The organism is Winogradskya humida (genome assembly GCF_016862215.1).
GTDB classification, from domain to species: Bacteria; Actinomycetota; Actinomycetes; order Mycobacteriales; family Micromonosporaceae; genus Actinoplanes; species Actinoplanes humidus.
In genome coordinates this window covers 99,994-126,495 of record NZ_BOMN01000086.1, presented here as the reverse complement: position 1 = coordinate 126,495, position 26,502 = coordinate 99,994, and the positions used below count along the sequence as shown (strand labels likewise).

Annotated in this window: 18 protein-coding genes and 1 tRNA gene; 10 read left to right on the top strand and 9 right to left on the bottom strand. The window is 68.2% G+C overall.

All coding sequences use genetic code 11. The features are described 5' to 3' along the window. Positions 1–122: 122 nt before the first annotated feature. On the bottom strand, positions 123–2,297 hold the full coding sequence (gene rho, locus Ahu01nite_RS29530; RefSeq protein ID WP_203839929.1) for a transcription termination factor Rho: 2,175 nt from the start codon (positions 2,295–2,297) through the stop codon (positions 123–125). Positions 2,298–2,704: 407 nt separating this feature from the next. After that, positions 2,705–3,583: a homoserine kinase gene (gene thrB / locus Ahu01nite_RS29525; RefSeq protein ID WP_203839928.1), complete on the bottom strand. Its 879-nt coding sequence runs from the start codon at positions 3,581–3,583 to the stop codon at positions 2,705–2,707. A 55-nt stretch (positions 3,584–3,638) separates the two neighbouring features. Here thrB and Ahu01nite_RS29520 point away from each other — a divergent pair, with 55 nt between their 5' ends. Then, positions 3,639–3,989 (top strand): hypothetical protein, encoded by a 351-nt coding sequence (locus Ahu01nite_RS29520; protein ID WP_203839927.1) that lies wholly within the window; start codon positions 3,639–3,641, stop codon positions 3,987–3,989. Here Ahu01nite_RS29520 and Ahu01nite_RS29515 read toward each other — a convergent pair whose 3' ends face one another. Both Ahu01nite_RS29515 and Ahu01nite_RS29510 read right to left on the bottom strand, forming a co-directional pair. Next, positions 3,990–5,219 carry an MFS transporter gene (locus Ahu01nite_RS29515; protein WP_203839926.1) on the bottom strand — a complete coding sequence of 410 codons (1,230 nt, stop codon included), beginning with the start codon at positions 5,217–5,219 and terminating at the stop codon, positions 3,990–3,992. 59 nt (positions 5,220–5,278) lie between these two features. Next, entirely contained in the window at positions 5,279–8,584 is a 3,306-nt protein-coding gene (locus Ahu01nite_RS29510; RefSeq protein ID WP_203839925.1) for an efflux RND transporter permease subunit, read from the bottom strand. 136 nt (positions 8,585–8,720) lie between these two features. On the opposite strand from Ahu01nite_RS29510, the gene Ahu01nite_RS29505 reads away from it, so the two are divergent. Then, positions 8,721–9,278, top strand: coding sequence for a MarR family winged helix-turn-helix transcriptional regulator (locus Ahu01nite_RS29505; RefSeq protein WP_203839924.1), 558 nt, complete (start codon positions 8,721–8,723; stop codon positions 9,276–9,278). 9 nt (positions 9,279–9,287) lie between these two features. Next, positions 9,288–10,268, top strand: a complete 981-nt coding sequence (locus Ahu01nite_RS29500; RefSeq protein WP_203839923.1) for a PQQ-binding-like beta-propeller repeat protein — start codon at positions 9,288–9,290, stop codon at positions 10,266–10,268. A gap of 148 nt (positions 10,269–10,416) precedes the next feature. Here the strand turns inward: Ahu01nite_RS29500 and thrC are convergent, their stop codons facing one another. The 4 genes from thrC to argS form a co-directional block, all read right to left on the bottom strand. Further along, on the bottom strand, positions 10,417–11,466 hold the full coding sequence (thrC, locus tag Ahu01nite_RS29495) for a threonine synthase (RefSeq protein ID WP_203839922.1): 1,050 nt from the start codon (positions 11,464–11,466) through the stop codon (positions 10,417–10,419). A 78-nt stretch (positions 11,467–11,544) separates the two neighbouring features. Continuing rightward, positions 11,545–12,858 (bottom strand): homoserine dehydrogenase, encoded by a 1,314-nt coding sequence (locus Ahu01nite_RS29490; protein ID WP_203839921.1) that lies wholly within the window; start codon positions 12,856–12,858, stop codon positions 11,545–11,547. Then, positions 12,855–14,240, bottom strand: a complete 1,386-nt coding sequence (gene lysA / locus Ahu01nite_RS29485) for a diaminopimelate decarboxylase (protein ID WP_203839920.1) — start codon at positions 14,238–14,240, stop codon at positions 12,855–12,857. The genes Ahu01nite_RS29490 and lysA overlap by 4 nt, the downstream gene beginning before the upstream one ends. A gap of 3 nt (positions 14,241–14,243) precedes the next feature. After that, positions 14,244–15,908, bottom strand: coding sequence for an arginine--tRNA ligase (gene argS / locus Ahu01nite_RS29480; RefSeq protein WP_203839919.1), 1,665 nt, complete (start codon positions 15,906–15,908; stop codon positions 14,244–14,246). 112 nt (positions 15,909–16,020) lie between these two features. Here argS and Ahu01nite_RS29475 point away from each other — a divergent pair, with 112 nt between their 5' ends. From Ahu01nite_RS29475 to Ahu01nite_RS29450, 6 genes are all read left to right on the top strand, one after another. Next, a complete protein-coding gene (locus Ahu01nite_RS29475; protein WP_203839918.1) occupies positions 16,021–16,812 on the top strand; it encodes a thioredoxin-like domain-containing protein in 792 nt (263 codons plus the stop codon). Further along, on the top strand, positions 16,812–17,486 hold the full coding sequence (locus Ahu01nite_RS29470) for a DUF305 domain-containing protein (protein ID WP_203839917.1): 675 nt from the start codon (positions 16,812–16,814) through the stop codon (positions 17,484–17,486). The genes Ahu01nite_RS29475 and Ahu01nite_RS29470 overlap by 1 nt, the downstream gene beginning before the upstream one ends. 46 nt (positions 17,487–17,532) lie before the next feature. Then, positions 17,533–18,288 carry a hypothetical protein gene (locus Ahu01nite_RS29465; protein WP_203839916.1) on the top strand — a complete coding sequence of 252 codons (756 nt, stop codon included), beginning with the start codon at positions 17,533–17,535 and terminating at the stop codon, positions 18,286–18,288. A gap of 71 nt (positions 18,289–18,359) precedes the next feature. Beyond that, a tRNA-Arg gene (locus Ahu01nite_RS29460) sits at positions 18,360–18,431 on the top strand. 456 nt (positions 18,432–18,887) lie between these two features. Continuing rightward, positions 18,888–19,247 carry a helix-turn-helix domain-containing protein gene (locus tag Ahu01nite_RS51700; protein ID WP_307794594.1) on the top strand — a complete coding sequence of 120 codons (360 nt, stop codon included), beginning with the start codon at positions 18,888–18,890 and terminating at the stop codon, positions 19,245–19,247. Next, on the top strand, positions 19,244–20,098 hold the full coding sequence (locus Ahu01nite_RS29450) for a HipA N-terminal domain-containing protein (RefSeq protein ID WP_203839914.1): 855 nt from the start codon (positions 19,244–19,246) through the stop codon (positions 20,096–20,098). Before Ahu01nite_RS51700 ends, Ahu01nite_RS29450 begins: the two co-directional genes overlap by 4 nt. 107 nt (positions 20,099–20,205) lie before the next feature. Here the strand turns inward: Ahu01nite_RS29450 and Ahu01nite_RS29445 are convergent, their stop codons facing one another. Then, positions 20,206–22,593 (bottom strand): M4 family metallopeptidase, encoded by a 2,388-nt coding sequence (locus tag Ahu01nite_RS29445; protein WP_239159235.1) that lies wholly within the window; start codon positions 22,591–22,593, stop codon positions 20,206–20,208. A gap of 572 nt (positions 22,594–23,165) precedes the next feature. Between Ahu01nite_RS29445 and fxsT the strand changes: the two genes are divergently transcribed. Continuing rightward, entirely contained in the window at positions 23,166–26,486 is a 3,321-nt protein-coding gene (gene fxsT / locus Ahu01nite_RS29440) for an FxSxx-COOH system tetratricopeptide repeat protein (protein WP_203839913.1), read from the top strand. Positions 26,487–26,502: the final 16 nt, after the last annotated feature.

The window sequence follows — 26,502 nt, the reverse complement described above, 5'->3', positions numbered from 1 at the left end:
CGGTCCTCCCCAGGTCGCAACGTGCTGGGAAGGTTCGCATGACCCCTTCTGGGTCTGAACGCACCTGATGTGCGACAAAGGGACGGTCACCTTGTAGGTGACCGTCCCTTTTTGTCGGGTGTTTACTCTCCGGGCGTGCTCTTCGCGATCTGCATGAGGAACTCGACGTTCGTGCGACTCTGCTTGAGCCGGTCGAGCAGCAGGTCGAGAGCGGCGCCGGACTCCAGGGAGCTCAACACCTTGCGCAGCTTGTGGATGATCGCCAGCTCTTCCTTGCCGAGCAGGATCTCTTCCTTACGCGTGCCGGACGGGTGCGTGTCGATGGCCGGGAAGGTACGCCGGTCGGCGATCTTCCGGTCCAGCTTCAGCTCCGCGTTACCGGTGCCCTTGAACTCCTCGAAGATGACCGTGTCCATCATCGAGCCGGTCTCCACCAGCGCGGTGGCGAGAATGGTGAGCGAGCCACCGTTCTCGATGTTGCGCGCCGCGCCGAGGAACCGCTTCGGCGGGTAGAGGGCCGTCGAGTCGATACCACCGGACATGATGCGACCGGAGGCGGGCGCCGCCAGGTTGTACGACCGGCCGAGCCGCGTCACCGAGTCAAGCAGCACGACGACGTCGTGACCGAGCTCGACGAGGCGCTTGGCCCGCTCGATCGCCAGCTCGGCGACCGTGGTGTGGTCCTGCGGCGGCCGGTCGAACGTGGCCGCGATGACCTCGCCCTTCACCGAGCGCTGCATGTCGGTGACCTCTTCGGGCCGCTCGTCGACCAGCACGACCATCAGGTGGCACTCGGGGTTGTTGTGGGTGATCGCGTTGGCGATCGCCTGCAACACCATCGTCTTACCGGCCTTCGGCGGCGAGACGATCAGGGCGCGCTGGCCCTTGCCGATCGGCATCACCAGGTCGATGACGCGCGTGGTCAGGATGTGCGGCTCGGTCTCCAGCCGCAGACGCTCCTGCGGGTAGAGCGGGGTCAGCTTGTAGAACTCGGGACGCCGGCGGGCTTCCTCGGGCTCCATGCCGTTGATCGTGTCGAGCCGCACGAGCGGGTTGTACTTGTCGCGCCGCTGGTCGCTGTTGCTCTCCCGCGGGGCGGCCCGCACGGCGCCGGTGACCGCGTCACCGCGGCGCAGCCCGTGCTTCTTGACCTGCGACATCGACACGTAGACGTCGTTCGGGCCGGACAGGTAGCCGGTCGTGCGGACGAACGCGTAGTTGTCGAGGACGTCCAGGATGCCGGCCACCGGAACCAGGACGTCGTCCTCGTTCATGTGCGGCTCGCGGGTCTCCCGGGTGCCACCGTCGCGGCCGCCACCGTCCCGGCCACCGGTGGTGGGGCCGCTCTCGGTGCCGTCGCGGTCCCGGCCACGACGACGGTCGCGGAAACGACTGCGCCGGCTGCGCCGACCGCCTTCGCCGCCATCGTTGTCGTCGTCGTCCTGGACCTCGTTGCGCGGGCCACGGTCGTTGCGGTCGACGTTACGGTCGCCCCGATCGTTACGGTCGTTGCGCTCGCCACGGTCGTTGCCGCGGTCGTTTCCGCCGTCCGGACGCTGCTGGTTGCGCTGACGGTCGCGGTTGCGGTCGCCGCGCTCCGGCCGGTCGCCGCGCTCGGGACGCTCCGGCCGCTCAGCGGTCTCGGTGCCCTCAGTGCGGGTCTCGGCGCGGTTGTTGTCCGTGCGGGTGTCGCTCTGCTCACGCGGCTCGCGGTCGGCCCGCTCCTGGCGCTCCCGACGGCTGCTGCGCCGACCCTGCTCGGGCTGCTCAGCGGTCGTGGTCGCGGCAGGCTGCGCCGGGGCCTCGGCCTGAGCCGGAGCCGCCTGCACGGTCTCCACAACCGGGCCGGCCTGAACCGGAGCGGCCTGAACCGGAGCGGCCTCGGCTACCGGGGCCTTTGCAGCGACCGGGGCAGCCTGAACCGGGGCGGCTTGGGCGACCGGCGCCTGGGCAACCGGAGCTTGGGCAGCCGGAGCCTGGGCAACCGGGGCAACCTCGGAAACCGGGGCAGCGGCGGCGGCCGACGAACCGTTGGTCCGGCGCGACCGCGGGGTGCTCTCGGGAGCGGCGGACGAGGAGCCGCCGTTCTGACGCTCCGAGATGGCAGTGATCAGCTCGCCCTTGCGCATCCGGGCAGTGCCGGAGATGCCCAGGGAAGCGGCAAGACTCTGCAGCTCGGGCAGCAACATCGCGGACAGCCCCGTGCCGCCGCGGCGGCGTTTGGTGACTGCCGCGGTGGTGGCGCCGTCGTCAGCGACGTCAGAAACACCCGACGTCACGTCGGTGGTGTCGCTCAATGGATTCCTTCCGTCGAAAAAACCAAGACCACCCGGGTCTCGCATCAGCCTGGTGGCCGGGTGCCCTCGGATCCCGCTTCGCACCTGCGGCGCGGGAGTTTTGCAGCACGGCAGCTCGACGGTTTCCCGACCCGTCGGACATTGACGGATAGGTCTCGGCGAGTGCAGCGATCTGGAGACCTGCTGCTCGGCGTGTGCCTTGATGGGAATGAGACTGCCAGATCGGCAATTGTCTCGGGGGTGCGCGCCGAACCGCAGAGATCGCTTTGCTTCGCGGCTGTGCCAGGTCTTGAGCTGTGCTAAGTCTTGAGCGGCGCTAAGACATGAGCGGTACTACGGCATAAGCGTAGTCAACTCTTACAACCTGCGGCAACAGGGTCCCGCTCGGCGTGTTCCACCATACTCCCTTATGCAAGGGCTCCGTCGACATCCACGCCCAACATCTCTGCGCGCCATTGTTCACCGGGATGGAAATCCGCAGGTACGGGCCCTAATGCGAGCACCGTGGGACCCGCTCCGCTCACGACAGCCGGAACCCCGACAGAACGCAGGGATGCGACCAGCGACGATGTGCCGGGCATCGCCTCGGCCCGGTAGCCCTGATGCAACCGGTCCTCGGTCGCGGTGAAGAGCAGCTCCGGATCGTGCTGCAGGGCATGCACGAGAAGCGCCGCCCGCCCGGTGTTGAACGCGGCGTCCGCGTGGGGCACGCTGATCGGCAGCGCGGCCCGGGCCGTCGCGGTCAGGCCACGTTCCTGAGGGACAAAAATAGTGGGGCGTACGCCCTCAGCAGTCGCCAACCGCACCGCCCGCGCCCCATCGGGCTCGGTCCAGGCGATGGTGAACCCGCCGAGCAGGCACGGCGCGACGTTGTCGGGGTGACCCTCCAGCCTCGCGGCGATCCGCAGCGCGTCCTCGTCACTGATCTTCGCCTCGGCCAGCCCACGCGCCAGCTGCACCCCGCCCACGATCGCCGCCGAGGACGAGCCCAGGCCACGCGCCTGCGGGATCCGGTTGACACACTCCACCGCGACCCCGGCCGGACGCCCGCCCAGCTCGTCAAACGTGGCGAGCATGGCCTTGACAACCAGGTGGGTCTCGTCGGTGGGCAACTCGGTGGCGCCCTCCCCCGAGATCGCCACGGTGAAACGGTCACCGGTGACGCGGGCGGACAGATCGTCGTACAGCGTCAGCGCCAAACCCAGGGTGTCGAAGCCCGGCCCGAGGTTGGCGCTGGTCGCTGGCGTTCGGACAGCAACCGGCTCGGTAACGAAGGACAGGCCCATGGGCCACATGCTAGGGGGTGATCACGAGTCGCCCTCCTCCAGTACGGTCACCGCCATGACCATGTCCTACCTGTTCTCCATCACCCTCGGGCACCTCCCGATGCTGGCCGTACTGGTCGCCGGCTTCGTCCTGATCGGGATGCGCCGGGCCCACCTGAGCCGGCGCAGTGTGCTGATGGGCTACCTCGGATTGGGCGCACTGATCCTTGCCGAGGTGCTGGGCGCGCTCTGGAGCGTGGCACTGCCCCAGATCTACCAGTCGCTCAACTTCGCGTCGTCGAGCTTCGGCATGCTCAGTCTCTCGGTGAACCTGGTCGCCGCCCTGCTCTCGGCCGCCGGCATCGGCCTGCTCATCGCCGCGATCGTGACGCGCACCCCCTCGACCTCGCCGTCGGTCTATCAGTGATCATTCGACCGGCGAAGGTTGCCCGGCGACGGAAAGTTTCCGCGTCGCAATCCGCCAGCCGATCGCGTAGGTGACCGTGATCAGGCCGCATCCGGCGAGGATGACCCGCTCGTCGACCCGGTCCACGAAGAAGGCGGCGCCCAGCTGGCTGATCGAGATCGCCAGGGTCGCCAGCATCAGATCCGTGGCGAAGACGCGGCCCCGGAGGTGGTCCGGGACCTCCGCCTGCAGGGCGTAGTTCGACAGGAACCAGTTCGTCCCGCCGGCGAAGTGCGCGACGAAGACGAGCGCACCTACCAGCCAGAACCAGGGCGCGAGGGCCACACCGACGTAGCCGAGGCCGTAGAGGCTCATCGACAGGGCCAGGCCGGGCAGCAGCCAGTTGCGGTGCCGCAGGACCGGGCGCATGACGAGCGGGCCGACGAGTGCCCCCGCTCCGCGCAGCGCGAAGAGCAGGCCCGCGCCGAGGGGGCCGACGGCGTACATCCCGGCCAGGAGCGGGAAGACGGTCAGGACTCCGTTGCCCAGGCCGACCGCCGACTTCACCGTGACCAGGGCGCGCAGCCGGGGCCGGGCGGCGATGTACTGGAAGGCCTCCAGCAGGGCGTGCCAGGTGCGGACCGGGGCGGCGTCCGGATCGCGGGGGGCCTGCAGCGGCCGCCGGATCGCCACGGTCAGGACGACCGCCGCCAGCAGGCTCGCCGAGGCCGCCGCGAAGCTGACGTACGGGCCGAACGCGCTGCTCACGATACCGCCGAGGGAAGCGCCGACGATCGTCATCGTGCCCCAGGCCGAGCCGGCGATCGAGTTCGCAGCCGCCAGCTCGCCCGGGTCGACGACGTTGGGCAGGGCCGCGGACGCCGCCGGGGAGTAGAAGGCCTTCGCCACGGCGATCGCGCCGATGGCCACCAGTGCCAGGGGTGCCGTCGCGGGTGTGCGTACCAGGAAGAGCAGGGTGGTCGCCAGCAGCGCGACCACATTCGCCGCGATCAGGATCTTCCGGCGGTCCACCCGGTCGGCGATCGTGCCGGTGTAGGGCAGCAGCAGGGCGTTGATGCCGGTGTCCACGGCCAGGACCAGCGCACCCCAGACGCCGCTGCCGGTGAGCTCGGGGAGCAGGACGAGCAGCGGCACCATGACGAACCAGTCCGAGCCGAAGACGACCAGTTCGGCCACGAAGAGTCTGCGGAAGTCACGGTTGCCGGTAAGGACCGAAAGCGGGGTGGGCACGTACGCAGACAGTACCGGCCGCCCCGCTGAGTGCGGGACGGCCGGTCAGCTCTGCACGATCACGCCGTCGGCGGGTCAACCTGCCGGCGGGGCATCTTCAGGACCTCGAACTGGTCCGTGTAACCCCGCAGCGCGGTCTGCTCCGACGCCTCGTTGTGCACCGGTGCCTCGTGGGCGCCGCCGCTCGAGTCGGGAGCCGGGACGTCGTCGTCCGGGACGACGACCCCGCGCGGGTCGTCCGCGGCGTGCTTGGGAGCATCGTCCGGATAACCGGTGCCGAGCTTCCTCGCCCGCCTGCGGTTGCGGCGCTCACGCCCCTTGAGCTTGGTGTTCTCGACCATCGTGTAGATCGCCGGCACCAGCACCAGCGTCAGCAGGGTCGAGCTCACCAGGCCGCCGATGACCACCACGGCCAGCGGCTGGGAGATGAAGCCACCCTCGCCGGTCAGCCCGAGGGCCATCGGGAGCAGGGCGAAGATCGTCGCGATCGCGGTCATCAGGATGGGACGCAGGCGGTGCCGTCCACCTTCCACCACGGCTTCGCGTACGCCCAGCCCGGCCGTCCGGTAGTGATTGATCAGGTCCAGCAGCACGATCGCGTTGGTCACCACGATCCCGACCAGCATCAGCACACCGATCAACGCCGGCACACCCAGCGGCGTCCCCGTCAGCAGCAGCAGCGCGATGGCACCGGTCGCCGCGAACGGGATCGAGACGAGCAGCACCAGCGGCTGGAGCAGGCTGCGGAACGTCGCGACCATGATCACGAAGACGATCGCGATCGCCGCGAGCACCGCGAGGCCGAGCTGGCGGAACGCGTCGGCCTGGTCCTGGCTGACACCGCCGATCTCGTACGACGCCCCGGCCGGCAGCTTCAGATCCGCGAGCTTGGACTTCAACGCCGTGGTCGTGGCGCCGACGTTCGAGCCGGTCGCGGTGCCGTTGACCGTGACGCTGCGGTTCCCGTCGATCCGGGTGACCTCCTCAGGACCGCCGACCTCCTTGACCTGGGCGACGCTGTCGAGGGAGACCTGCTTGCCCGCCGGGGTGGTCAGCTGCAGCTTGCGCAGCGCGGCAGCGTCGGCCGGCGGGCTACCGAACGTCACGACGACGTCCCGGCCGGCACCGTCCACACTGATCTGACCCGCCGGCGCCGAGCGGAACGCCCCGGCGACGGACTGACCGATCGCGGCCTCGGTGAGACCGGCCTTGGCGGCGGCCTCCCGGTCGACCTCGACGTCGAGCCGCGGCACGCTGGCCGCGAGCGTAGAGCTCACGTCGGTGACGTCGGCGGTGGCCGACATCGCGTCCTGGACCTGCTTGGTCGCCGTGGTCAGCGCCTCCTGGTCACTGGCCTTGACGACCACGGCGAGCGCGCTGCCGTTGAAACCGGTGCCGCTGTCGCTGCCGACGGTGACGTCGCCGATGTCCGACATCGCGCCGAGCTTCGCCTTCAGGTCGTCGGAGACCTTGACCGAGTCGGCGTCCTTCTTCAGCGCCACGTTGTAGCTGGCGCCACTGGCCCCGCCGGAGCCGGCGAACGGGTTGAAGTCGCCGCTGCCGACCGTGACCTGGTAGGTCTCGATGTCGCCGTTGGCGGCGAGGACCGCTTCGACCTTCTTGGCCGCCTCGTCGGTGGCCGCGAGGCTGGTGCCGACCGGCAGGTCCTGGCTGATCGTGACGGTGTCCTGGCCGGACTCGTCCAGGAAGTTCGTCTTGAGCTGGGTCGCCAGGCCCAGCGTGCCGATGAGCACGAACACGCCGATGCCGACGGTGATCCAGCGGGTGGCCCGGCTGCGGGTGACCCAGCTGATGATCGGCAGGTATCCGCGCTGCAGCGGGCTGCGCAGCTCCTTCTCCTCGGCGGCCCTGCGGACCTCTTCGGACTCGGAGCCACCCGCGGCGGGACGCAGGAACCAGTACGCGAGGACCGGCACCACGGTCAGCGACACGAACAGCGACGCGAGCAGCGCCACGGTCACGGTGATCGCGAACGGGGCGAACAGCTGCCCGACGAACCCGCCGACGAGCGCGATCGGGGCGAAGACGGCGACCGTGGTCAGCGTCGAGGCGGTGACCGCGCCGGCCACCTCCTTCACGCCGTACATGACGGCGTGCACCTTCTCCTCGCCGTACCCGAGGTGTCTCTTGATGTTCTCGAGAACGACAATCGAGTCGTCGACCACCCGGCCCACGGCGATGGTGAGCGCGCCGAGCGTGAGCAGGTTGAGCGAGTAGTCGCCGATCCACAGCGCGATGAGCGCGACCAGCACGGACAGCGGGATCGACACCGCGGTGACCAGCGTGGAGCGCACCGACAGCAGGAAGATCAGGATGACGATGATCGCCATGACCAGGCCGAGCAGGCCCTCGGTGGTGAGACTCTCGATTGAGCGCTCGACGAAGGGCGCCTGGTCGGTGATGACGGTCAGCTTCGCACCGGACGACGACTCGAGCTCGTCGAGCTGGTCGCGGACCTCGTGGGAGATCGCCACCGGGTTGCCGTCGGGCGAGGCGGTGACGGCGATGCCGAGGCTCTCGACGTCGTCCGTACGCGTGAACGAGGTGGCCGTAGCGAGCTCGCTGGTCACCGTGGCGACGTCACCGAGCTCGACCGGACCCCGGGCGCCGCTGAGATAGAGGCCCTTGAGCTGGTCGAGCGACGTGATCGCGGAGCCGACCTGGACGCTGAGCGTGCGCGTGCCGTCGGTCACCGCCCCCGCCGGGATCGAGATGCCGTTGCTCTGCAGCAGCGTGATGATGCCCTGCGGGCTGACCCCGGCGGCGCCCAGCTTGGCGAGATCGGGCTTGATCACGACCTGTTGGGTACGCACGCCGGTGACCTGCACGTCCCGCACGCCGTCGATCGCGTTGAGCTCCGGCACGACGGACTCGTTGAGCCGCTTCGCCAGGTCGCTCTCGTCGGCGCCGCCCGAGGCCGCCAGGATGATCGCCGGGATGTCGTCGGTGCCACCGGCGAAGATCGTCGGCTCGACGTTGTCCGGCAGCTGCGACTGGATCCGGTTGACCGACGTGGTCAGCTGGTTGACCGCGTTGTCGATGTCGGTGCCGAACTCGAACGTGACCTGGATGGTCGCCGAGCCCTCACTGGTGGTCGAGGTGATCGAGTCCAGTCCGTCGGCGCCCTTGACGGCGTCCTCGATCGGCTTGGTGACCTGCTCTTCCATGATCTCCGGGCTGGCACCGGGCAGGACCGCCCCGATGAACGCGCCGGGAAACTCCAGCGAGGGCAGCAGTTGCTGCTTGAGGGACGGTATCGAGTAGATGCCGAAGGCGGTGATCACCACGGCTATGAGGGCAACCAGCCCCCGGTTCGCGAGACTGAGCCTGGTCAGAAATGACATGCGCTCCCCCGAAAAGTTCGGTCAAGACATATAGTTTGCCTGACGCGAACAAATGTTTTTTCGCTGGGGGCCGCTGGTAGCGTCCCGTCACGAGATGGACGTTGCATGGCCATCAGCGCGCAACACGGGAGGTGCGATGACCGGGAACGAACGCCTCATCGCCGACATTATGGGCGCGCAGGAGCAGCTCCAGCACCTTTTCGCGTACGACCGATCGGACCCGCTCTTCTCCACCCACCTGACCATGCAGCAGCTGAAGATCCTGATGCTGCTGTACCGGCTGGGTGATACGTCCGGCCGCGAGCTCGCCGGCCTCCTCGGCGTGAGCCTCGCCACGCTGAGCGGCATGGTCGACCGCCTCGTCACCCAGGACCTCGCCACCCGCGCCGAAGACCCGCACGACCGCCGGGTCCGCCGCATCAGCCTCAGCGACGCCGGCAAGACCACCATCGGCAAAATCATCAACGCCGGCGCCGAGAAGCAGCACCGCCTCCTCAACCGCCTCACCGCCGCCGAGCTCCAAACCGTCAGCGACGGCCTGCAGGCCATGATCCGCGTCGCCGTCGAGGAGACCACCACCGAAGCCGCCGAAAAAATCACCGCCGAAATCACGGCCGACGTCGCCGCCGATATCGTCCAGGCCTCCGTGGACTCCGCTGAGATCTTCGGCAGAAGCCCATCAGCCAATACCTGACACAGACCGGTGCGTCCACTCCTGATCGCCGAGGTCCCCCTCGCGGCTCCCCGCTGGGTCACTCACCTGGCCGGCGGCGGGTGGCTGGCCCATCATCCCGAAGATCGATCGGCGACCGTCCTGGACGCCGATCTGCGCCTCGTCACGCGAATCGATCTCCCCGTGACGGCGCAGCGATCCATGGTCAGCGTCAACGAGCAACACCTGGCGGCAGTGACCCACGACGAACTCGTCGTCTGCGACCTGTCCGGCACAACGCTCTGGCGACGGCAGCACACGATTCAGACCGGCGGCCTGCCCAATCAGCCGAACTGTCACCTCGACACCCAGGGAACCCTGTGGGTGTACCTGCCGGATAGTGACGAACTGGTCGCCTATGACCCGGCGACGGGCGAGGAGATCGACCGCGCCCGGCTGGATTCCTCGGTGGGTGCCGCCTACTTCCACCCTCATCCGGATCGGAAGCGGCTCGGCCTGCACGTCGCCATGGGACAGGACACCCCACTCAACTACCTGACGTGGCTAGCCGACGGGCGGATCCAGGGGCGCAACATCCCCGGCGGGCTCCTCGCCGGCCTCACCACCGACGGGGGCCGTTACCTGACCCTGCCGCACAACGACGTTCCGGAGATCTCCATCCGCGACCTGGCCACGGGCGCGATCATGGCCGCCTGCGATCCCGCCGAGGTCGCCGGTGACAGCGGTTACCGCCTGATGGAGGCCGCCGCGCTGGTGAGCGACGACTTCGTGCTCGTCGCCGTCAGCACCGACGACTGGGGCGACGACTTCGAAGACCATCTGCTGCTTGCCACCCGCAATCTGCGCCGGCAGGCCGACATCGACTACGGCATCGACATGGTCCAGAACGCCATCACGGCCACCGACGGGCGCGGCCGCTGGCTGACCGGTGGACGGGACGCCACCGTGCGGCTGTGGCAGCTCCCTGACCGGGTCACCGACGAGATCCCCGGGCAGCTCGACCTCTGGTGAATGCGGCCAGGCCGGCCGAGGGTCAGGCCGGGCCGGGCCGGGCCAGGTCAGGCCGGGCCGGGCCGGGCCAGGTCAGGCCGGGCCGGGCCGGGCCGGGCCGGGCCAGGTCAGGCCGGGCCAGGTCAGGTCAGGCTCGGCGTGAGTGCGGTCAGGCGAGGTCGAGGGCGCGGGCGGCGGCGAGGACGTCGTTGTGGATCGTGGTGGGGGCGGGGGCCGTGGAGATGGCCCATTCCGGGTCCTTGAGGCCGTTGCCGGTGACCGTGCAGACGACGGTCGCGCCGGCCGGGATCTGGCCGGCGGCAGCCTGCTGCAACAGCCCCGCGACGCTGGCGGCGCTGCCGAGCTCGACGAAGACGCCGACCTCGCGGGCGAGCAGGCGGTAGGCGGTGAGGATCTCGCGGTCGGTGACGGCGGAGATCAGGCCACCCGAGGCGTCGCGGGCGTCCAGGGCCTTGGTCCAGCTTGCCGGGTTGCCGATGCGGATCGCCGTGGCGATGGTGGAGGGTTCGGGGACGACCTGGCCGTTGACGATCGGGGCGGCGCCGGCGGCCTGGAAGCCGAACATCCGGGGCAGCTTCGCGATGGTGCCCGCCGCGTGGTCCTCCTGGTAGCCCATCCAGTACGCGGAGATGTTGCCCGCGTTGCCCACCGGGAGGCAGTGGATGTCGGGGGCCGTGCCGAGCGCCTCGACGATCTCGAAGGCCGCCGTCTTCTGGCCGTGCAGCCGGAAGATGTTGACCGAGTTGACCAGCGACACGGGGTAGTCCTGCGACAGCTTCGAGGCCAGCGCCAGGCAGTCGTCGAAGTTGCCGTTGACCTGGAGCAGCTTGGCACCGTGGACGAGCGCCTGGGCCATCTTGCCCATCGCGATCTTGCCCTGGGGGACGAGCACCGCGCAGGTGATGCCGGCGCGGGCTGCGTACGCTGCGGCTGATGCACTGGTGTTGCCCGTCGAGGCGCAGATGATCGCCTTGGAGCCGTCCTCGACCGCCTTGGAGACCGCCATCGTCATGCCGCGGTCCTTGAAGGAGCCGGTGGGGTTGGCCCCCTCGACCTTCAGGTAGACGTCGGCGCCGACGCGCTGCGACAGCACGGGAGCCGGCACGAGTGGCGTGTTGCCCTCGTGCAGCGTGACCACCGGGGTGGCCGCCGTGACCGGCAGCCGGTCACGGTAAGCCTCAATGAGTCCCCGCCACATGGTCTTTCCTCTCCCTAAGCTGCGTCAAGGATGCACCAGCTCTCCGAATGGCGAGATGGTGCGTCCACTATTCGGGACTTACGATCCGCCCTCGACCCGCAGGACGCTGGCGATCGAGCGGACGATCGGCAGCGCGCGCAGATCCTCCACCGTGGCGTGCAGGTTGGCGTCCGGTGCGCCGTGCGTGACGATGACCAGCGTCGCGTCCTCGTCGCGGCCCGACTGGCGCACGGTGGCGATCGAGACCTCGTTGTCGGCGAAGACACCCGCGACGCTGGCGAGCACGCCCTGCTTGTCGGCCACGTCGAGGCTGATGTGGTAGCGCGTCACCGCCTCGCCGATCGGGCGGATCGGCAGGTGGGCGTAGGCGCTCTCGCTAGGCGCACGGGTGCCGGAGAGCCGGTTACGGGCCGCCGCGACGATGTCTCCCAGGACCGCGGACGCGGTGGGCGTACCACCCGCTCCCCGGCCGTAGAACATCAGCGGCCCCGCGGCCTCGGCCTCGACGAAGACCGCGTTGAACGCGTCGCCGACGCCGGCCAGCGGGTGCGAGAGCGGGATCATCGCCGGGTGCACGCGCACGCTCACCGACTCCTGGCCGGTCGAGTCCGGGCCGCGCTGGGCGATGCACAGCAGCTTGATCGTGCAGCCCATCTCCTTGGCGCTCGCGATGTCCGCGGCGGTCACCCCGGTCATGCCCTCGCGGAACACGTCGGCGGCGGTCACCCGGGTGTGGAACGCGAGGGAGGCGAGGATGGCGGCTTTCGCGGCGGCGTCGAAGCCCTCGACATCGGCCGTCGGGTCGGCTTCGGCGTACCCGAGCTCGGTCGCCTCTTCCAGAGCCTCGCCGAAGCCCGCGCCGGTGGCATCCATCGACGAGAGGATGAAGTTGGTCGTGCCGTTCACGATGCCGGTGACGCGGGTGACCCGGTCACCGTGCAGCGATTCGCGCAGCGGGCGCAGCAGCGGGATGGCACCCGCGACCGAGGCCTCGTAGTAGAGGTCGGCCCCGCCCTCGGCTGCCGCGTCGTGCAGCGAGGCGCCGTCCTCGGCGAGCAGCGCCTTGTTGGCGGTGACCACGCTCTTGCCAGCCCGCAGCGCCTCGGTCAGCCAGGTCCGGGCCGGCTCGATGCCGCCCACCACCTCGATGATCACGTCCACGTCGTCCCGCTTGACCAGGCCGAGCGCGTCGGTCGTGAACAGCGCCGGGTCGATCGGGAGGTTGCCGCGCTCGCGACCCAGCCGGCGGACGGCGACGCCGACCACCTCCAGCGGGGCCCCGATCCGGGCCGTCAGGTCCTCGGCCTGATCGTGCAGCAGGCGTACGACCTCGCTACCGACCGTTCCGCAGCCGAGCAGGGCTAGACGGACCGCAGGCTTACCAGAGCTCATCCCACATCCAATGCGAGCAGATCATCTTCGGTCTCCCGGCGCACGATCACCCGGGAGGCGCCGTCGCGGACGGCGACGACCGGCGGCCGGGGCACATGGTTGTAATTGCTGGCCATGCTCCGGCAATACGCACCCGTTCCGGGCACCGCGACAAGATCTCCGGGCTGCACGTCGGCGGGCAGGAATTCATCCTTCACGACGATGTCCCCGGACTCACAATGCTTTCCCACGACGCGGGCGAGAATAGGCGGCTCGGTGGAGGCCCGTCCGGCCAGTGTCGCCGAGTAGGAGGCGTCGTAGAGGGCCGTGCGGATGTTGTCGCTCATGCCGCCGTCGACGCTCACGTACGTACGGATGCCGTCGACGTTCTTGACCGTGCCGACCTCGTACAGAGTGAAAACAGCGGGTCCCACGACGGCCCGGCCCGGCTCGATCGACAGCTTGGGCCGCTGAAGCGACTCCGCCTGGCACTCCGCGTCGACGATCTTGTTGATGCGCTTGGCGAGGTCCGAGGCAGGAGAAGGATCATCCTGCGTGGTGTACGCGATGCCGAAGCCCCCGCCGAGGTCCAGCTCGGCCAGCTCGACGCCCCGCGCGTCACGGATCTGCGCCTGCAGACCGAGCACCCGGCGCGCCGCGACCTCGAACCCGGAGGTGTCGAAGATCTGCGAGCCGATGTGCGAGTGCAGCCCGCGCAGGTCGAGCACGCCGTCGTCGAGCACCCGTGTCGCGGCCTCGAAGGCAGCGCCCCCCGCCAGCGAGAACCCGAACTTCTGGTCCTCGTGCGCGGTCGCGATGAACTCGTGCGTGTGTGCCTCGACACCGACCGTCACGCGGATCAGCACCGCGGGGCGCTTGCCGGCCTCGCGCGCCAGCTCGGTGAGCCGGTCGATCTCGTGGAACGAGTCGAGAATGATCCGGCCGACACCCGCGTCGAGCGCCCGGCGCAGCTCGGAGACCGACTTGTTGTTGCCGTGGAAGCCCAGCCGCTCGGCCGGGAAGCCCGCCGCGAGCGCGACCGCCAGCTCGCCGCCGGAGCAGACGTCGAGGAAGAGCCCCTCCTCGTCGACGATCCGGACCACGGCCTTGCACAGGAACGACTTGCCCGCGTAGTAGACGTCGGCGTCGGCGAAGGCCTCCTTGAAGTCCCGGCAGCGGGCCCGCAGGTCGTCCTCATCCAGGAAATAAGCCGGCGTGCCGTGCTCCGCGGCCAGGTCGGTGACGCTCACGCCACCGACTTCCAGGACCCCTTCATCGGTACGCACAACCGTGCGCGGCCACAGCTGCGGCACGAGGGCATTGACGTCCTCCGGGCTACGCAGCCATGCCGGCCCCCGGTTGCCGATGTCGCCGTGCAGCGCTCCGGCCTCATGTGCCCGCATGACCTACATCCTCTCGGGCGCGGAGACGCCCAGCAGTCCCAAACCGTTGGCGATCACCGTTCGAGTGGCGTCGTTCAGCCACAGGCGGGCCCGGTGGAGGTCGTTGATCTCCTCGTCGCCCATCGGGGTCACCCGGCACTTGTCATAGAAGCGGTGGTAGTCCCCCGCCAGATCCTCCAGGTAGCGCGCGACCCGGTGCGGCTCGCGGAGCTCCGCGGCGCTGCCGACGACCGCCGGGTATTCGCCGATGGCCTTGAGGAGGTCGTTCTCCTTCTCGTGGACCAGCAGCTCGGGCCGGAAGTCAGCCGGCTCGCCGCGGGTCAGCCCGACCTCCGCGGCCTGGCGGGCGACACTCGCGGTCCGGGCTGCGACATATTGCACATAATAGACCGGGTTGTCGCTTTTCGCCCGGGTCCACAGGTCGACGTCGATGTCGATCTGCGAGTCGGAGGAGTAGCGGGCCAGGGCGTACCGCGTGGCGTCGACGCCGAGCGCGTCGACGAAGTCCTCCAGCGTCACCACCGTGCCGGCGCGCTTGCTCATCCGGACCGGCTCGCCGTCTCGTACGAGATTGACAAGCTGGCCGATCAGGATCTCGAGGTTGACCGCCGGGTCGTCGCCGAAGCACGCCGACATCGCCTTCATCCGGCCGATGTAACCGTGGTGGTCGGCGCCCAGCATGATCACGACCCGGTCGAAGCCCCGCTTGCGCTTGTCCAGGTAGTACGCACAGTCCGCTGCGAAGTAGGTCCAGTCACCGTCCGACTTGCGCAGCACCCGGTCCTTGTCGTCCCCGAACTCGGTGGTCCGCAGCCAGGTCGCGCCCTCGGACTCGTAGATGTGACCCTGCGCGCGCAGCCGGTCCAGCGCCTCCTGCAGCTCGCCGCGCTCGTGCAGGTCCTTCTCGTTGAAGTACGTGTCGAACCGCACCCCGAAGTCGGTCAGCGACTGGCGGATCTCGGCGAACATCAGCTCGACGCCGACCCGGCGGAACGTCTCCAGCGCCTCGGTCTCGTCCAGCTTCAGCACGTCGGGCGCCTCGGCCAGGACAGCCTGGGCGATCTCCGAGATGTACGCGCCGCCGTAGCCGTCCTCCGGCGCGGGCTCGCCCTTCGCCGCGGCAAGGAGCGAGCTGGCAAAACGAACGATCTGGGAGCCCGCGTCGTTGAAGTAGTACTCGGTGCCGACGTCCGCGCCGGAGGCCCGCAGCAGCCGGGACAGCGCGTCACCGACCGCCGCCCAGCGGACGCCGCCGATGTGCACCGGCCCGGTCGGGTTCGCCGAGACGAACTCCAGGTTGATGCGCTGACCGGTGAGGCGCTCGGTGTGGCCGTACTCCTGGCCCGCCAGCACCACCTCGCGCGCCAGCACCCCGGCCGCGGCGGCGTCGAGCCGGATGTTGAGGAAGCCCGGCCCCGCGATCTCCACCGACTTGATCCCCGGCTGGCTGCTCAGCTCCTCGGCGAGCGCCCCGGCCAGCTCACGCGGGGGAACGCCGGCCTTCTTACCGAGCTGCATGGCCATGGTCGACGCATAGTCGCCGTGCTCGGGGTTGCGGGGTCGCTCCACCGTCGTCGTCTCCGGCAACAGGGCGACGTCGAGGCCGCGAGTGACGAAAACGGCACGCGCAGCTGTGAGAACGGTGGAAGCGAGGTCAGCAGGAGTCACCGAGCCATGCTATCCGGGTAGACTTTGGCGCCCGGCGGCGTATCAGGGGCCTGCACGCGTTCCCGGGCGGACCAACCCCATGCCGGCCAACCCCATGAATTGACGAGGCACGATGAGCATGAGCACCCCGGGGCCCGAACGGACCCCGTCCTCCGTGAAGGTCGACAAGACGTCCGGCCAGGGCAAGCCCCCTGTCGCCAAGAAGACCGTCGCCTCGTCGAAGAAGGCCGGTCCGTCGCGACCCACCGGCAAGGGCAAGAAGGTCGTCACCCCGGTCAAGGTCAGCGGGGGCCGCAACTGGGGCCCGATCGCCGTCGCCGGCGTCGTGGTCCTGCTCGCGGTCGGCATCATCGGCTACGGCGTCTTCGCCTCGGTCAAGGGCGGCGGCTCCTGGGAGGACAAGGTCAACGCGATCAAGGGCGTGACCGACTACCGCGCCCAGAAGAACGCGCTGATCGACTCGCGTAACCACAAGGACGGCACGCTCACCTACGTGACGAACCCGCCGGTGGGTGGCGACCACAACCCCACCTGGCAGAACTGCATGGGCGACGTCTACACCGAGCCCATCGCCAACGAGCACGCGGTCCACAGCCTCGAGCACGGCGCCGTCTGGGTGACGTACAAGCAGGGCCTCGCGGCCGACCAGGTCGCCAAGCTGCAGTCCAAGGTCGAGGGCAAGGACTACATGCTCATGAGCCCGATCGCGGGCCTGGACAAGAACGTCTCGCTGCAGGTCTGGGGCTACCAGCTCAAGGTCGACAACGCCGACGACTCGCGCATCGACGCGTTCATCAAGAGCGCCCGCCTGAACGCCTCCATGGAGCCCGGCGCGGCCTGCTCCGGCGGCAACACCACCTCCGACCCGGTCGCGGCAGCCACCACCGGCGCCACCGGCTCCTGATGACCGTCTCCACCGACCCGGACGCGGCTGCCCCGGCCGCCGCGGCGGTCAACGGCTCGGCCCCGAACCGCCCACTGCGGTTCGGGCCGATCTGGCTGGCCGCCGTCCTGGTCTTCGGCCTGCTGGTCGGCGCGGCGGGCGGCATCCTCATCCCCCGCCTCTACGGCACCCCGAAGGACACCTCGGCCGAGGCCGGCTTCCTGCGGGACATGAGCACCCACCACGCCCAGGCCGTGGAGATGGCCATGATCGCCCACGCCAACTCCACCAACCCGGCCGTCGTGACGCTCGCCGGCGACATCGCCCTCACCCAGCACGGCCAGATCAACTACATGCAGGCCTGGCTCCGCGACTGGAACCTCAGCCCCACCGGCTCCGAGGCCCCCATGGCCTGGATGCCCGACTCAGCCGGCGCGGTCCAGAACGGCCTCATGCCCGGCATGGCCACGCCGGAGCAGCTCGCCAAGCTCCGCACAGCCACCAGCCCCGACCTCGACATCCAGTTCCTGACCCTGATGCGCCAGCACCACCTCGGCGGCATCCACATGGCCCAGGCAATCCTGGACCAGTCGGACAACAAGGACGTCACCTGGCTCGCCCAGACGATGGTCGCGTCCCAGCAGGGCGAAATCACCCTGATCGACGACATGCTCAAAAAGCTCCAAACCAAGTAGCCCCCGGGTACGCAGCAGCCTGCGTACCCGGGAATACTCCCCACCCGTGACGCGTCGCACAAAGATCGCCGTCGCCGCGCTGAGCGTCACCCTGCTCGCCAGCCTCCTCCTCGGCCTGGTCATCCGCCCCTACCTGGCCCGAAAACCAGGCGACCCCGGCCCACAGCTGACCCACGTCTCCGCCGTGGCAGCCGCCGCCTACACCATCGACTCAGCCTTCCAGCGCGACGCGATGCACAAAGCCGACGAGTACGCCCACACGGCCGCCCAGTTCGAAGGCGTCGAGGTCATGTCCCTCACCGGCGAAACCCACTGGCAGAGCGGCATCGAACTCACGGTCCGCATCCCCGCCGACGGCATCGAAAAAGGCTGGGACGGCTACACCATCAAAACCAGCCACGAACTCATCTGCTTCCACTTCCACCTGGGCCCCGACGACGACACCCGCACAGACGACGTCCCCTGCCCTCCTTCGGCCCCACTGCAGATCGCGAAAGACCCCGACCTCACCGGCGTCGACGACCGCCTCAAAGCCGCCCTGACCGGCCGGGCCGATGAACCCAAGGTCCGCGCCGCGGTGGCCGCCCTCAACCTCGACCCCGCCATCCGCCAGGACTTCGCGTCAGGCGACGGCAAGGTGGGGGTCGCCCTCCGGGCCGCTCAGTACGAGTGCATCATCGCCCGGGTGGCTGGCGGCAAAGTCTCAACGTGGCGGCCCTCCCGCATCCAGCTCTCCCCCGGCGAGCTCGATTACACGGCAAGCATCGCCCTGGGCTCGACCTTCGGCACCACCCCACACTGACCCCGACGGGGGCGCGCCGCGTATCCGGTTGGCGGGGCTTCAGGGCGGGCTGCTAGAGTTTGCCTCGCTGAGCCCCCGTAGCTCAGGGGATAGAGCGTCGCCCTCCGGAGGCGAAAGCGCAGGTTCGAATCCTGCCGGGGGCACTCACTCAAAGCGAATCATGTCCGCTGAGAAGCGCGGACCTGGTTCGCTCGTTTATTTCCTGGGCACGAGCCCCAGACCCCACGCCGTGGGGCTCCGCCCCCGGATCCCCGGCCAGATGGTGGCTGGCCTGGTAAGGCGACTCCTGGACGAGCAAGTCCCAACGATGCTGGTCGAGCAGGACGCACGGGTATTTGTTTGGTGTGCAAACCCGGACTCCGTGACGTGCCAGCGCCTCGGCGGAAATCCGCTGGATTTCACCCGTGCCGCCGTTGCGCGCGCTGCTGTCCTGGGCGTTCCGCATCTGGTGTCAGCGGCTTACCGTTGGGCAAGTTGGCCGCGCCGAAATTTGATCACGCGGCCGAGCTTGGTGAGGTGGCCCTTTTGTTAGCGTCGGCCGCACGCCGAGAGAGTCTTCCACCTTAGGCGCAGCGTGAGATCCGCTGCCTTTAAGGGTCATGTTGTTGACCCTTAAACCGTATATCGGTCAGCATCTTGACCTTTACGTCGAAGGAGCGGCCATGCCTCGACCCTCTGCTCGCGTAAACGCAGCCGCTCGGAGTATTGGCGAGCAATTCACGGCGTGGCGAAAGCTCCAAGGGCTCACCGCTGTACAGGTGTCCGAGAGAGCTGGGATATCCCGGAACACCCTGCGCCGGATCGAGACCGGAGACACCGGTGTCGGCTTACAGGCATTCTTGGGCGTCGCTTGGGCATTGGGCGTGCTGGACGCTCTGGTGACCGCCACAGATCCCTATGAGACCGACCTCGGTCGCGCCCGTGCCGACGAGACCCTGCCGACGCGGGTGCGCACATGAGCCGCATCCGAAGCTATGTAGAACTCGGCGGAAAAACCATCGCTGCCGGGGATACCCACTTCAACTTCCGCCGCGGCCGGCTGACATCGACCTTCTCCTACGATCGCGGCTACGTCGCGCTACCTGGCGCTTATGCCGTCGACCCGGCACTGCGCCTGACAACGGGTTCATGGCCATTGCCTCAAGGACTCCCCGGGGCCTTCAGCGATGCAGCACCCGACCGGTGGGGCCGGAATCTGATCGCCAAGCGTCTTCGCGCCGAGGCCAGCGCTGAGAGCCGGGCCGTGCCGACTCTTGACGACCGGGACTACTTGCTCGGAGTGAGCGATGAGACACGGCAAGGCGCGCTGCGATTCAAGACAGATGCCGGTGACGAGTTCCAGCACCCGGCGCCGGACGTACCGAAGCTCATCGCCCTTCCCTCGCTGTTGTATGCCGCCAATGCTGTCGCCCGCGACGAGCCGGACAATCTGGATGCGATCAAGACGCTCCTGGACGCCGGGACAGGCTCACTCGGTGGCGCTCGGCCCAAGGCGTCAGTGCGCGACGACCGAGGTTCCGGTTGGAGACTGGCCCCCGCCTTCGACGTCAACCCCAACCCAGAGCTTGCGGCGCAACGCGTAACCAGCGTCGGCGGAGCAACCCGTCCGGCCGACGAGGTCAATGCACTCCTCGTGTACGCAGAGAGTTTCGGCTTAACGGACAGCCAGGCCCACGCCATCCTCCGTGAAGTAGCGGAGGCCGCCGACAACTGGGATCCGATCGCTCGCCGTAATGGAATCTCTCAGGCGGAGAGAGCCCGCTTCGAGCCGACCCTGAGCCACACCATCAACGCTGTACGCCCCCACTGAGCCCAGCCGGATCGCAGCACCTCGCCCCGCCCGTACCAGCCGGAGACAAGAGCAGAGCGGGGCGCCCCGAGAGAACGGGACGCCCCGGTCGTGCGGTAGTCAGAACGTCAGGAGATGTTCAGGGCTGTGTCGTCGATGGTGAAGGACGTCTGGAGGGATGAGTCCTCGGTGCCGTAGAAGCGGAGGCGGACGGTCTGGCCCGCGTAGGACGCGAGGCTGAAGGAGCGGGCCGTGTAGCCGCTGGCCGCGTTCAGGTTGGAGTACGTGCCGACCGTGCCGAGGACGGTGCCGCTCGTGTTCAGGACCTGGACCTGGAGCTTGTCGTACTGCGTACTCGTGGAGGTCTCGGCGGTGTCGATGTGCAGGTAGAACGACAGGGCGTACGTTGCGCAGCCGGTCGGCAGGGTGACCTGCTGGTAGATGTACTGCGTCGACGTGGAGCCGTTGCCGTTGAGCCAGGCGGCGTAGCTGCCGGTGCGGGCGGGTTGGGTGCTGTGGATGCCGATGACGCCGGACGGGCTCTGGGTCCAGGATGTGGCGCCTGATTCGAAGCCGGCGTTGGCGAGGAGCTGGGTGGCCGAGCAGGTTCCGCCGCCGCCACCGGACACGGTGAGCGTGTACGTCGCCGTGCGGGTGACCGAGGTGCCCGTGCCGGTGACCGTGATCGAGTAGGTGCCGGCCGGGGTTGATGCGGACGTGGCCAGCGTCAATGTCGACGAGGCGCCCGAGGTGATGGAAGCCGGGTTGAAGGTGGCCGTGGCGCCGGTCGGGAGGCCGGAGGCGGTGAAGGCGACGGTCTGGGCGGTGCCGGTGTTGACCGTGGTGGCGGTGGTCTGGACGGACGCGCCGGGAGCCACCGTGCCCGAGGTAGACGAGAGTGCCAGGGTGAAGCTGTTGCCGCTGGTGGAGCAGGTGGCGTCGGCGCCGGCCACGTTCACTGCGGTCCAGGCGGCCTGGACCGCCTTGTATTCGGTGCTGCAGTTGCCGTAGAGGTCGGTTGCGGCCGACAGGGTGTGGGCGCGGGCCGAGTTGGCCAGGTTGCTGGACAGGTAGTAGCGGGTGGTCGAGGTGAAGTACGTGCTCAGGGCGCGGTACCAGATGGCCGCTGCCTTGGCGCGGCCGATGCCGGTGACGGCCGGGGCGGAGCTGCAGACGGGGGAGGTTCCGTACGCCGTGGCGCCCGTACCCTCGGCCAGGTCGAAGAAGAAGTGGTTGCCGGGGCCTGACGAGTAGTGGACGTCGACGCTGTTCGTGGTGGAGGACCAGCAGCCGTGGGAGGCGCCGTCGAGCGTGGGGTTGTACATGTAGCGCAGCGGCGTACCGTCGCCGTTGATGTCGATCTCCTCGCCGATCTGGTAGTCGCCCGGGTCGGAGGTGTTGTTCGCCGAGAATTCGACCATCGTGCCGAAGATGTCGCTGGTCGCCTCGTTGAGGCCGCCGGACTCACCGGTGTAGTTCAGGTTCGCCGTGTTCTCGGTGACGCCGTGCGACATCTCGTGCCCGGCGACGTCGAGGGAGACCAGCGGGTCCGCGTTGCCGGAGCCGTCGCCGTACGTCATCTGCGCGCCGTCCCAGAAGGCGTTGACGTAGCTGCTGCCGTAGTGCACGCGGGACGGCACGCCGGCACCGTTGTTGAAGATGCCGTTGCGGGCATGGTTGTTCTTGAAGTAGTCGAACGTGAGCGCGGCGCCGTAGTGCGCGTCCACGGCGGCCGACTGGTCGCTCGACTGCGCGCCCGTACCCCACGCATTGTCGGTGTCGGTCATGGTCGAGCAGGTCGTGGTGGTGTTGTTCATGTCGCACGTGTAGCCGTTGCCGTGCGTGGGGTCGGTCAGCGTGTAGCTGCTGCCGGACTGGGTGGTGCTGAGCGTGACGGTGCCGACGTAGATGCCCCGGCCCGTACCGTCAACGGTCTCGATCTCGTCCCAAGAATCACGCACCGCACCGGTGGTCGCGTCCGTGACAACCTGCAGCCTGGACGGCGTCTGCCCATCAGTGGCCCAGCCTTCAACTTCCGTCTGGTACGCCAGCACGGCACCGCCCGCGGAGGCGTCCACGATCTTCTCCGGGGTGCCCACCTCGGTGACCTTCCCCCGGAACGCCTTCTTGGCCGCGGCAGCAGCGGCATCGGAGGAGATCGCGGCGCTGGTGCCCAGCGAGAGCGGCTTGGTGAGGCCCACCGACGCCTTCTCGAAGCTACCGTCCGGCGCGGTGTGCACCACCGTGTCGCCACCCCTGACCCGCAGGCCCTGATACGTACGGTCATAGTGGACGTGCGCGGAACCATCTGCGTCGACGGCACTGCTACGCACGGAGAACGCATCCGAGGAGCCGGCCTGCAACGCCGGGCGGTGCTCGGTGAGGGCACGCGAGGCCGCGGCCAGTGGCGTGACGGGAGCCGGGGGCGCCGCCGCGGCGGTCGCCACGGGGCCGACGCCTGCCATCAGCCCACCCAGGAGCAGGGCGGCACTGACGGCCGACAGAGTTCGATTCACTAGGTCCTCCTGAAACCGCAGGATCCGTAGCGGTAGCTACACATAGACATATAGCGATGTCCGTGTGTACGAGGAGGCTTCATGTTTCGGGCCGATGGTCTCCCAGCGGGAGGGATCGGGCATCCCAAAGATCCATAAGATCAAATGTATGGACCACCATCCGCCAGCCACGGCCCGCTCGAACACTGGGACGGCGGCCACACTCTGCGGGCGCGCGGTCTAATCTCGACCGTCCGATGTAGATCCACACCGTCCGCGCCCAGCCGGATGCGGGACGGCAGCCTCGATGCGAGGTGGAACCGACAAGGCGACGAGATCAGCCAAATAGCCGAGTGTACGTGAAATGAAACCGTGAATACATAGCACCTATCGCCTTGACGGACTCCGCTTTTCGGAGTTGGTAAGGTCACAATGGCCAACCGTGCCCACAATTGATCAACATTCACGCAAGGCTATGAACGATATGCGCCTAGTCGCTCGCTCGAACCGAGGACACGGTCGTACATCAGTCACTGAACGAGCTTTATTCATATAGCCCTCGATCGCTTCTGATCAGAAGTTTGGAGGTTCCCGTGCAGCCTGCCGGCAGGGGGGATCACGCCAGGGACCTTCGCTACGGACTCGTCGAGGGGCTCGTCCGGATTCCCCAGACCACCTCGACGGGCGACCGGCGCCTCCTGCTGAGCCTGATCCGCCGCGACACGATCCTGCCGGAAGTCGAGGAACATCCCGAGGCCCGGGGGCACATCGTCCGCATCGTCGTCGCCTGCCTGGAGCGGCCGGCCAGCCTCTGGGCCCTGCGTGCCGCGATCCAGGCGATGGCGCCGGACGAGGCCGGCACCCGCCGGGTCTGCGACCTGGTGGAATCTGCGAGTCTGGCCGGGCTGCTGCCCGAGGAAGACCTGAAAGAGGGTCGTGACCTGCTCCGGCGACTGACTGACACCGCCGGCTCAGCCGGCTGGCGGGCCGTCGTCGGGAACATCGCACCTCAGTTCGCCGACGTAGCCACCGACCTTGCCGGCTCGTTTGACCATCTGGTCGGCATCGGCGGCGGAGTCGATCGCCGGTACCCGGCCCTGACCCTGATGGGATGGGCTGCCCGGACAACAAATGAGCCGATCGGCGCTGAGCTCCGTAATTGGTGGCGTAAGCAGTCAGATCGGCTTGGTGCACCCTTGGGGCCGGCCCTGGATACCGAGGCGGTTCCTGCAGATACCACGGAGTCCGGAATGACACCTGGCTGCCCAGTTGACGGGCAGGGAGGCGACACCCATTCGGGCGTCTCAAAGATACCTACTGATAGTGAAGAAAACGCTAAGTTGGACTTATTAGACAACCTGACTGACGGCGAAACCGGAGACGACATGGACACGGCCGCCGCTACCATGGCCGGTGCACCACGGTTGCCGCGTGTCTGGGGCGGAGTTCCACCGAGGAACCCCAACTTCACAGGCCGCGATCTAATCCTGGGGCGCTTACATCAGGACCTCCTGGAAGCTCGGGAGGCAGCAGTGCTCCCCCAGGCTCTGCACGGCATGGGTGGTGTCGGCAAGTCGCAGGTCGCGATCGAATACGTGCACCGCCACAGCGGCGACTACGACCTCATATGGTGGATTCCCGCCGAACAGAACAGCCAGGTCCTGGCTTCGCTCACCCGCCTCGCGCAACGCCTCCACCTCGAAGTCAGCCCGGAGGCCAACACCGCCGTCCCCGCCGTGCAGGACGCCCTGAACACCGGGGAGGTCGAATACAAGCGATGGCTGCTCGTCTTTGACAACGCGGAATCGCTGACGGATGTCCGGCCCTACTTCCCGACCGGGGGTGCCGGGAAGATCCTGGTCACCTCGCGGAACCCGGAATGGTCGGCGGTCGCGCGCTCTCTCGAGATCGATGTCTTCACCCGAGAGGAGAGCCGAAGCTTCCTCAAGAACCGGACACCCGAGCTCTCCGACGCCGACGCTGATCGGCTGGCCGAGGCGTTGGGCGACCTTCCGCTCGCCGTCGAACAGGCCGCCGCATGGCACGCGACCACGGGCATGCCCGTCAGCGAATATCTCGACCTGCTCAAGAAGAAGCTGCTCGAGTTGCTCGCCGAGAATGCGTCCCCCGACTACCCGCTTTCGGTCGCCGCTGCCTGGAACGTCTCTCTGGACCGGCTCGAGAAAACGGACAGCGCGGCCCTTCAGCTGTTGCAGGTCTGTTCCTTCTTCTCACCCGAGCCGATCTCCCGGGAATTCTTCGGCGGCGCCCTCTCCTCCGGGATTGTCGAACCGCTGGACGAGACGCTGAAGGATCCGATCAAGCTCGCCCGTGCCATCCGGGCCATCTCCCGCTACGCCCTGGCCAAGTTCAACCATCGAACCAACACTCTGCAGATCCATCGGCTGGTCCAGGCCGTCCTGGTCAGCCGGATGGACGAGGACCAACGGGACCTGATGCGCGCCGGGGCGCAGGCGCTGCTCGCCAGCGCCAACCCGCACAGCCCCGGACGTCGCAGCAACTGGGACCGTTACCAAGCGATGTTGCCGCACGTGCGGATGTCGGACGCCCTCAACTCCACCGATCCCAACGTGCTTCGCCTAGTGATGGAAACAGTGGAGTTCCTCTATCACTGGGGCGACCACCGCGGTTGTCTCGAGTTCGCCGAGGAGGCGTACCACAACTGGCTCAGCAAGCTGGGCGAGGATAACCCGTACACGCTGCGGCTGGCGAAGTTCCTCGGCTATGTCAAGGCGCTCATGGGACAGTACGAGGAAGCGGCCCAGTTGTTCGAGCGTGCCCTGGAGTTGTATCGCGAGACCGTCGGCGCCGACGACGAGGACACGCTGGACGCCCAGCTCCTGGTGGCCTACTCGCATCGCCTGCAAGGGGACTTCAAGAAGGCCAAAGAGCTGGACGAGAAGACCTTCCTGGCCTGCCGCAGACATTTTGACGACGATGACCCGACGACCCTACGAGCTGCCCACAACCTCGGGCTGAGCCTGCGGCTGATCGGCGACTTCACCGGGGCTGCGAAGCGGGACAAGGAGACGTACGAACGCCGGCAGGAAATCCTCGGCAACGATGATCCCGATACCCTGCTCACGCTACGCAACTATCTTGTGGACCGACGGGAGGCCGGCGAGTTCGTCAAGGCCGCCCAGGAACAGGCAGCAGCGCTCAAGCGGACACTCGCGGCCACGGCTGACCAGAACAACCCGCAGGTCATGCACTCAACCCGGAACTTGGCGGTGGCGCGCCGCAAGGCCGGCGACCATTACGGCGCTCTCGAACTCTCTGGGGACGCGTTGGAGCGCTTCCGCCGCCGCTACGGCGACGATTTCCCGGACACGATGGCAGCCGCTCTGAATCACGCGGTTGATCTCCGTCAGACCGGTGACCTGGAAGGAGCGCGCGAGCTCGGCGAAGAGACCTTGAAGCGGTACCAGGCAAGCCTGAGCCCGCTGCACCCGTACACCCTCTCGGCGCAGGTGAATCTGGCTGTCGTGGACCGCCTGCTCGGCCAGCCGCAGAAGGCGTACCGATCCAACAAAGCGGCCCTGCAGGGCCTCACAGAGCAACTGGGGAAGGACCATCCCACCTCGCTCGCCTGTGCCACCAACATCGCGAGTGATCTCTTTGCGATGGGTGATGTCCAGGCCGCTTACGAGCAGGACACGGACACGCTCGTACGCTCGGAGAAGACGCTCGGGGTGGAACATCCATCAACCTTGGCCGTCGGCGTCAACCTCGTGCTCGACCTGCGCAAGCTCGGGCGGGAGCAGGAGGCGGACCTCCTGCACGCGGACACCATGGCCCGGTTCCGCCGGTCCCTGGGCGATCAGCATCCCGCGACCTTGAACGCGCTACGAAGCCTGCGAGCGGACTGCGACCTGGATCCGATGCCACTCTGAACGTCGCCGGGGCCGC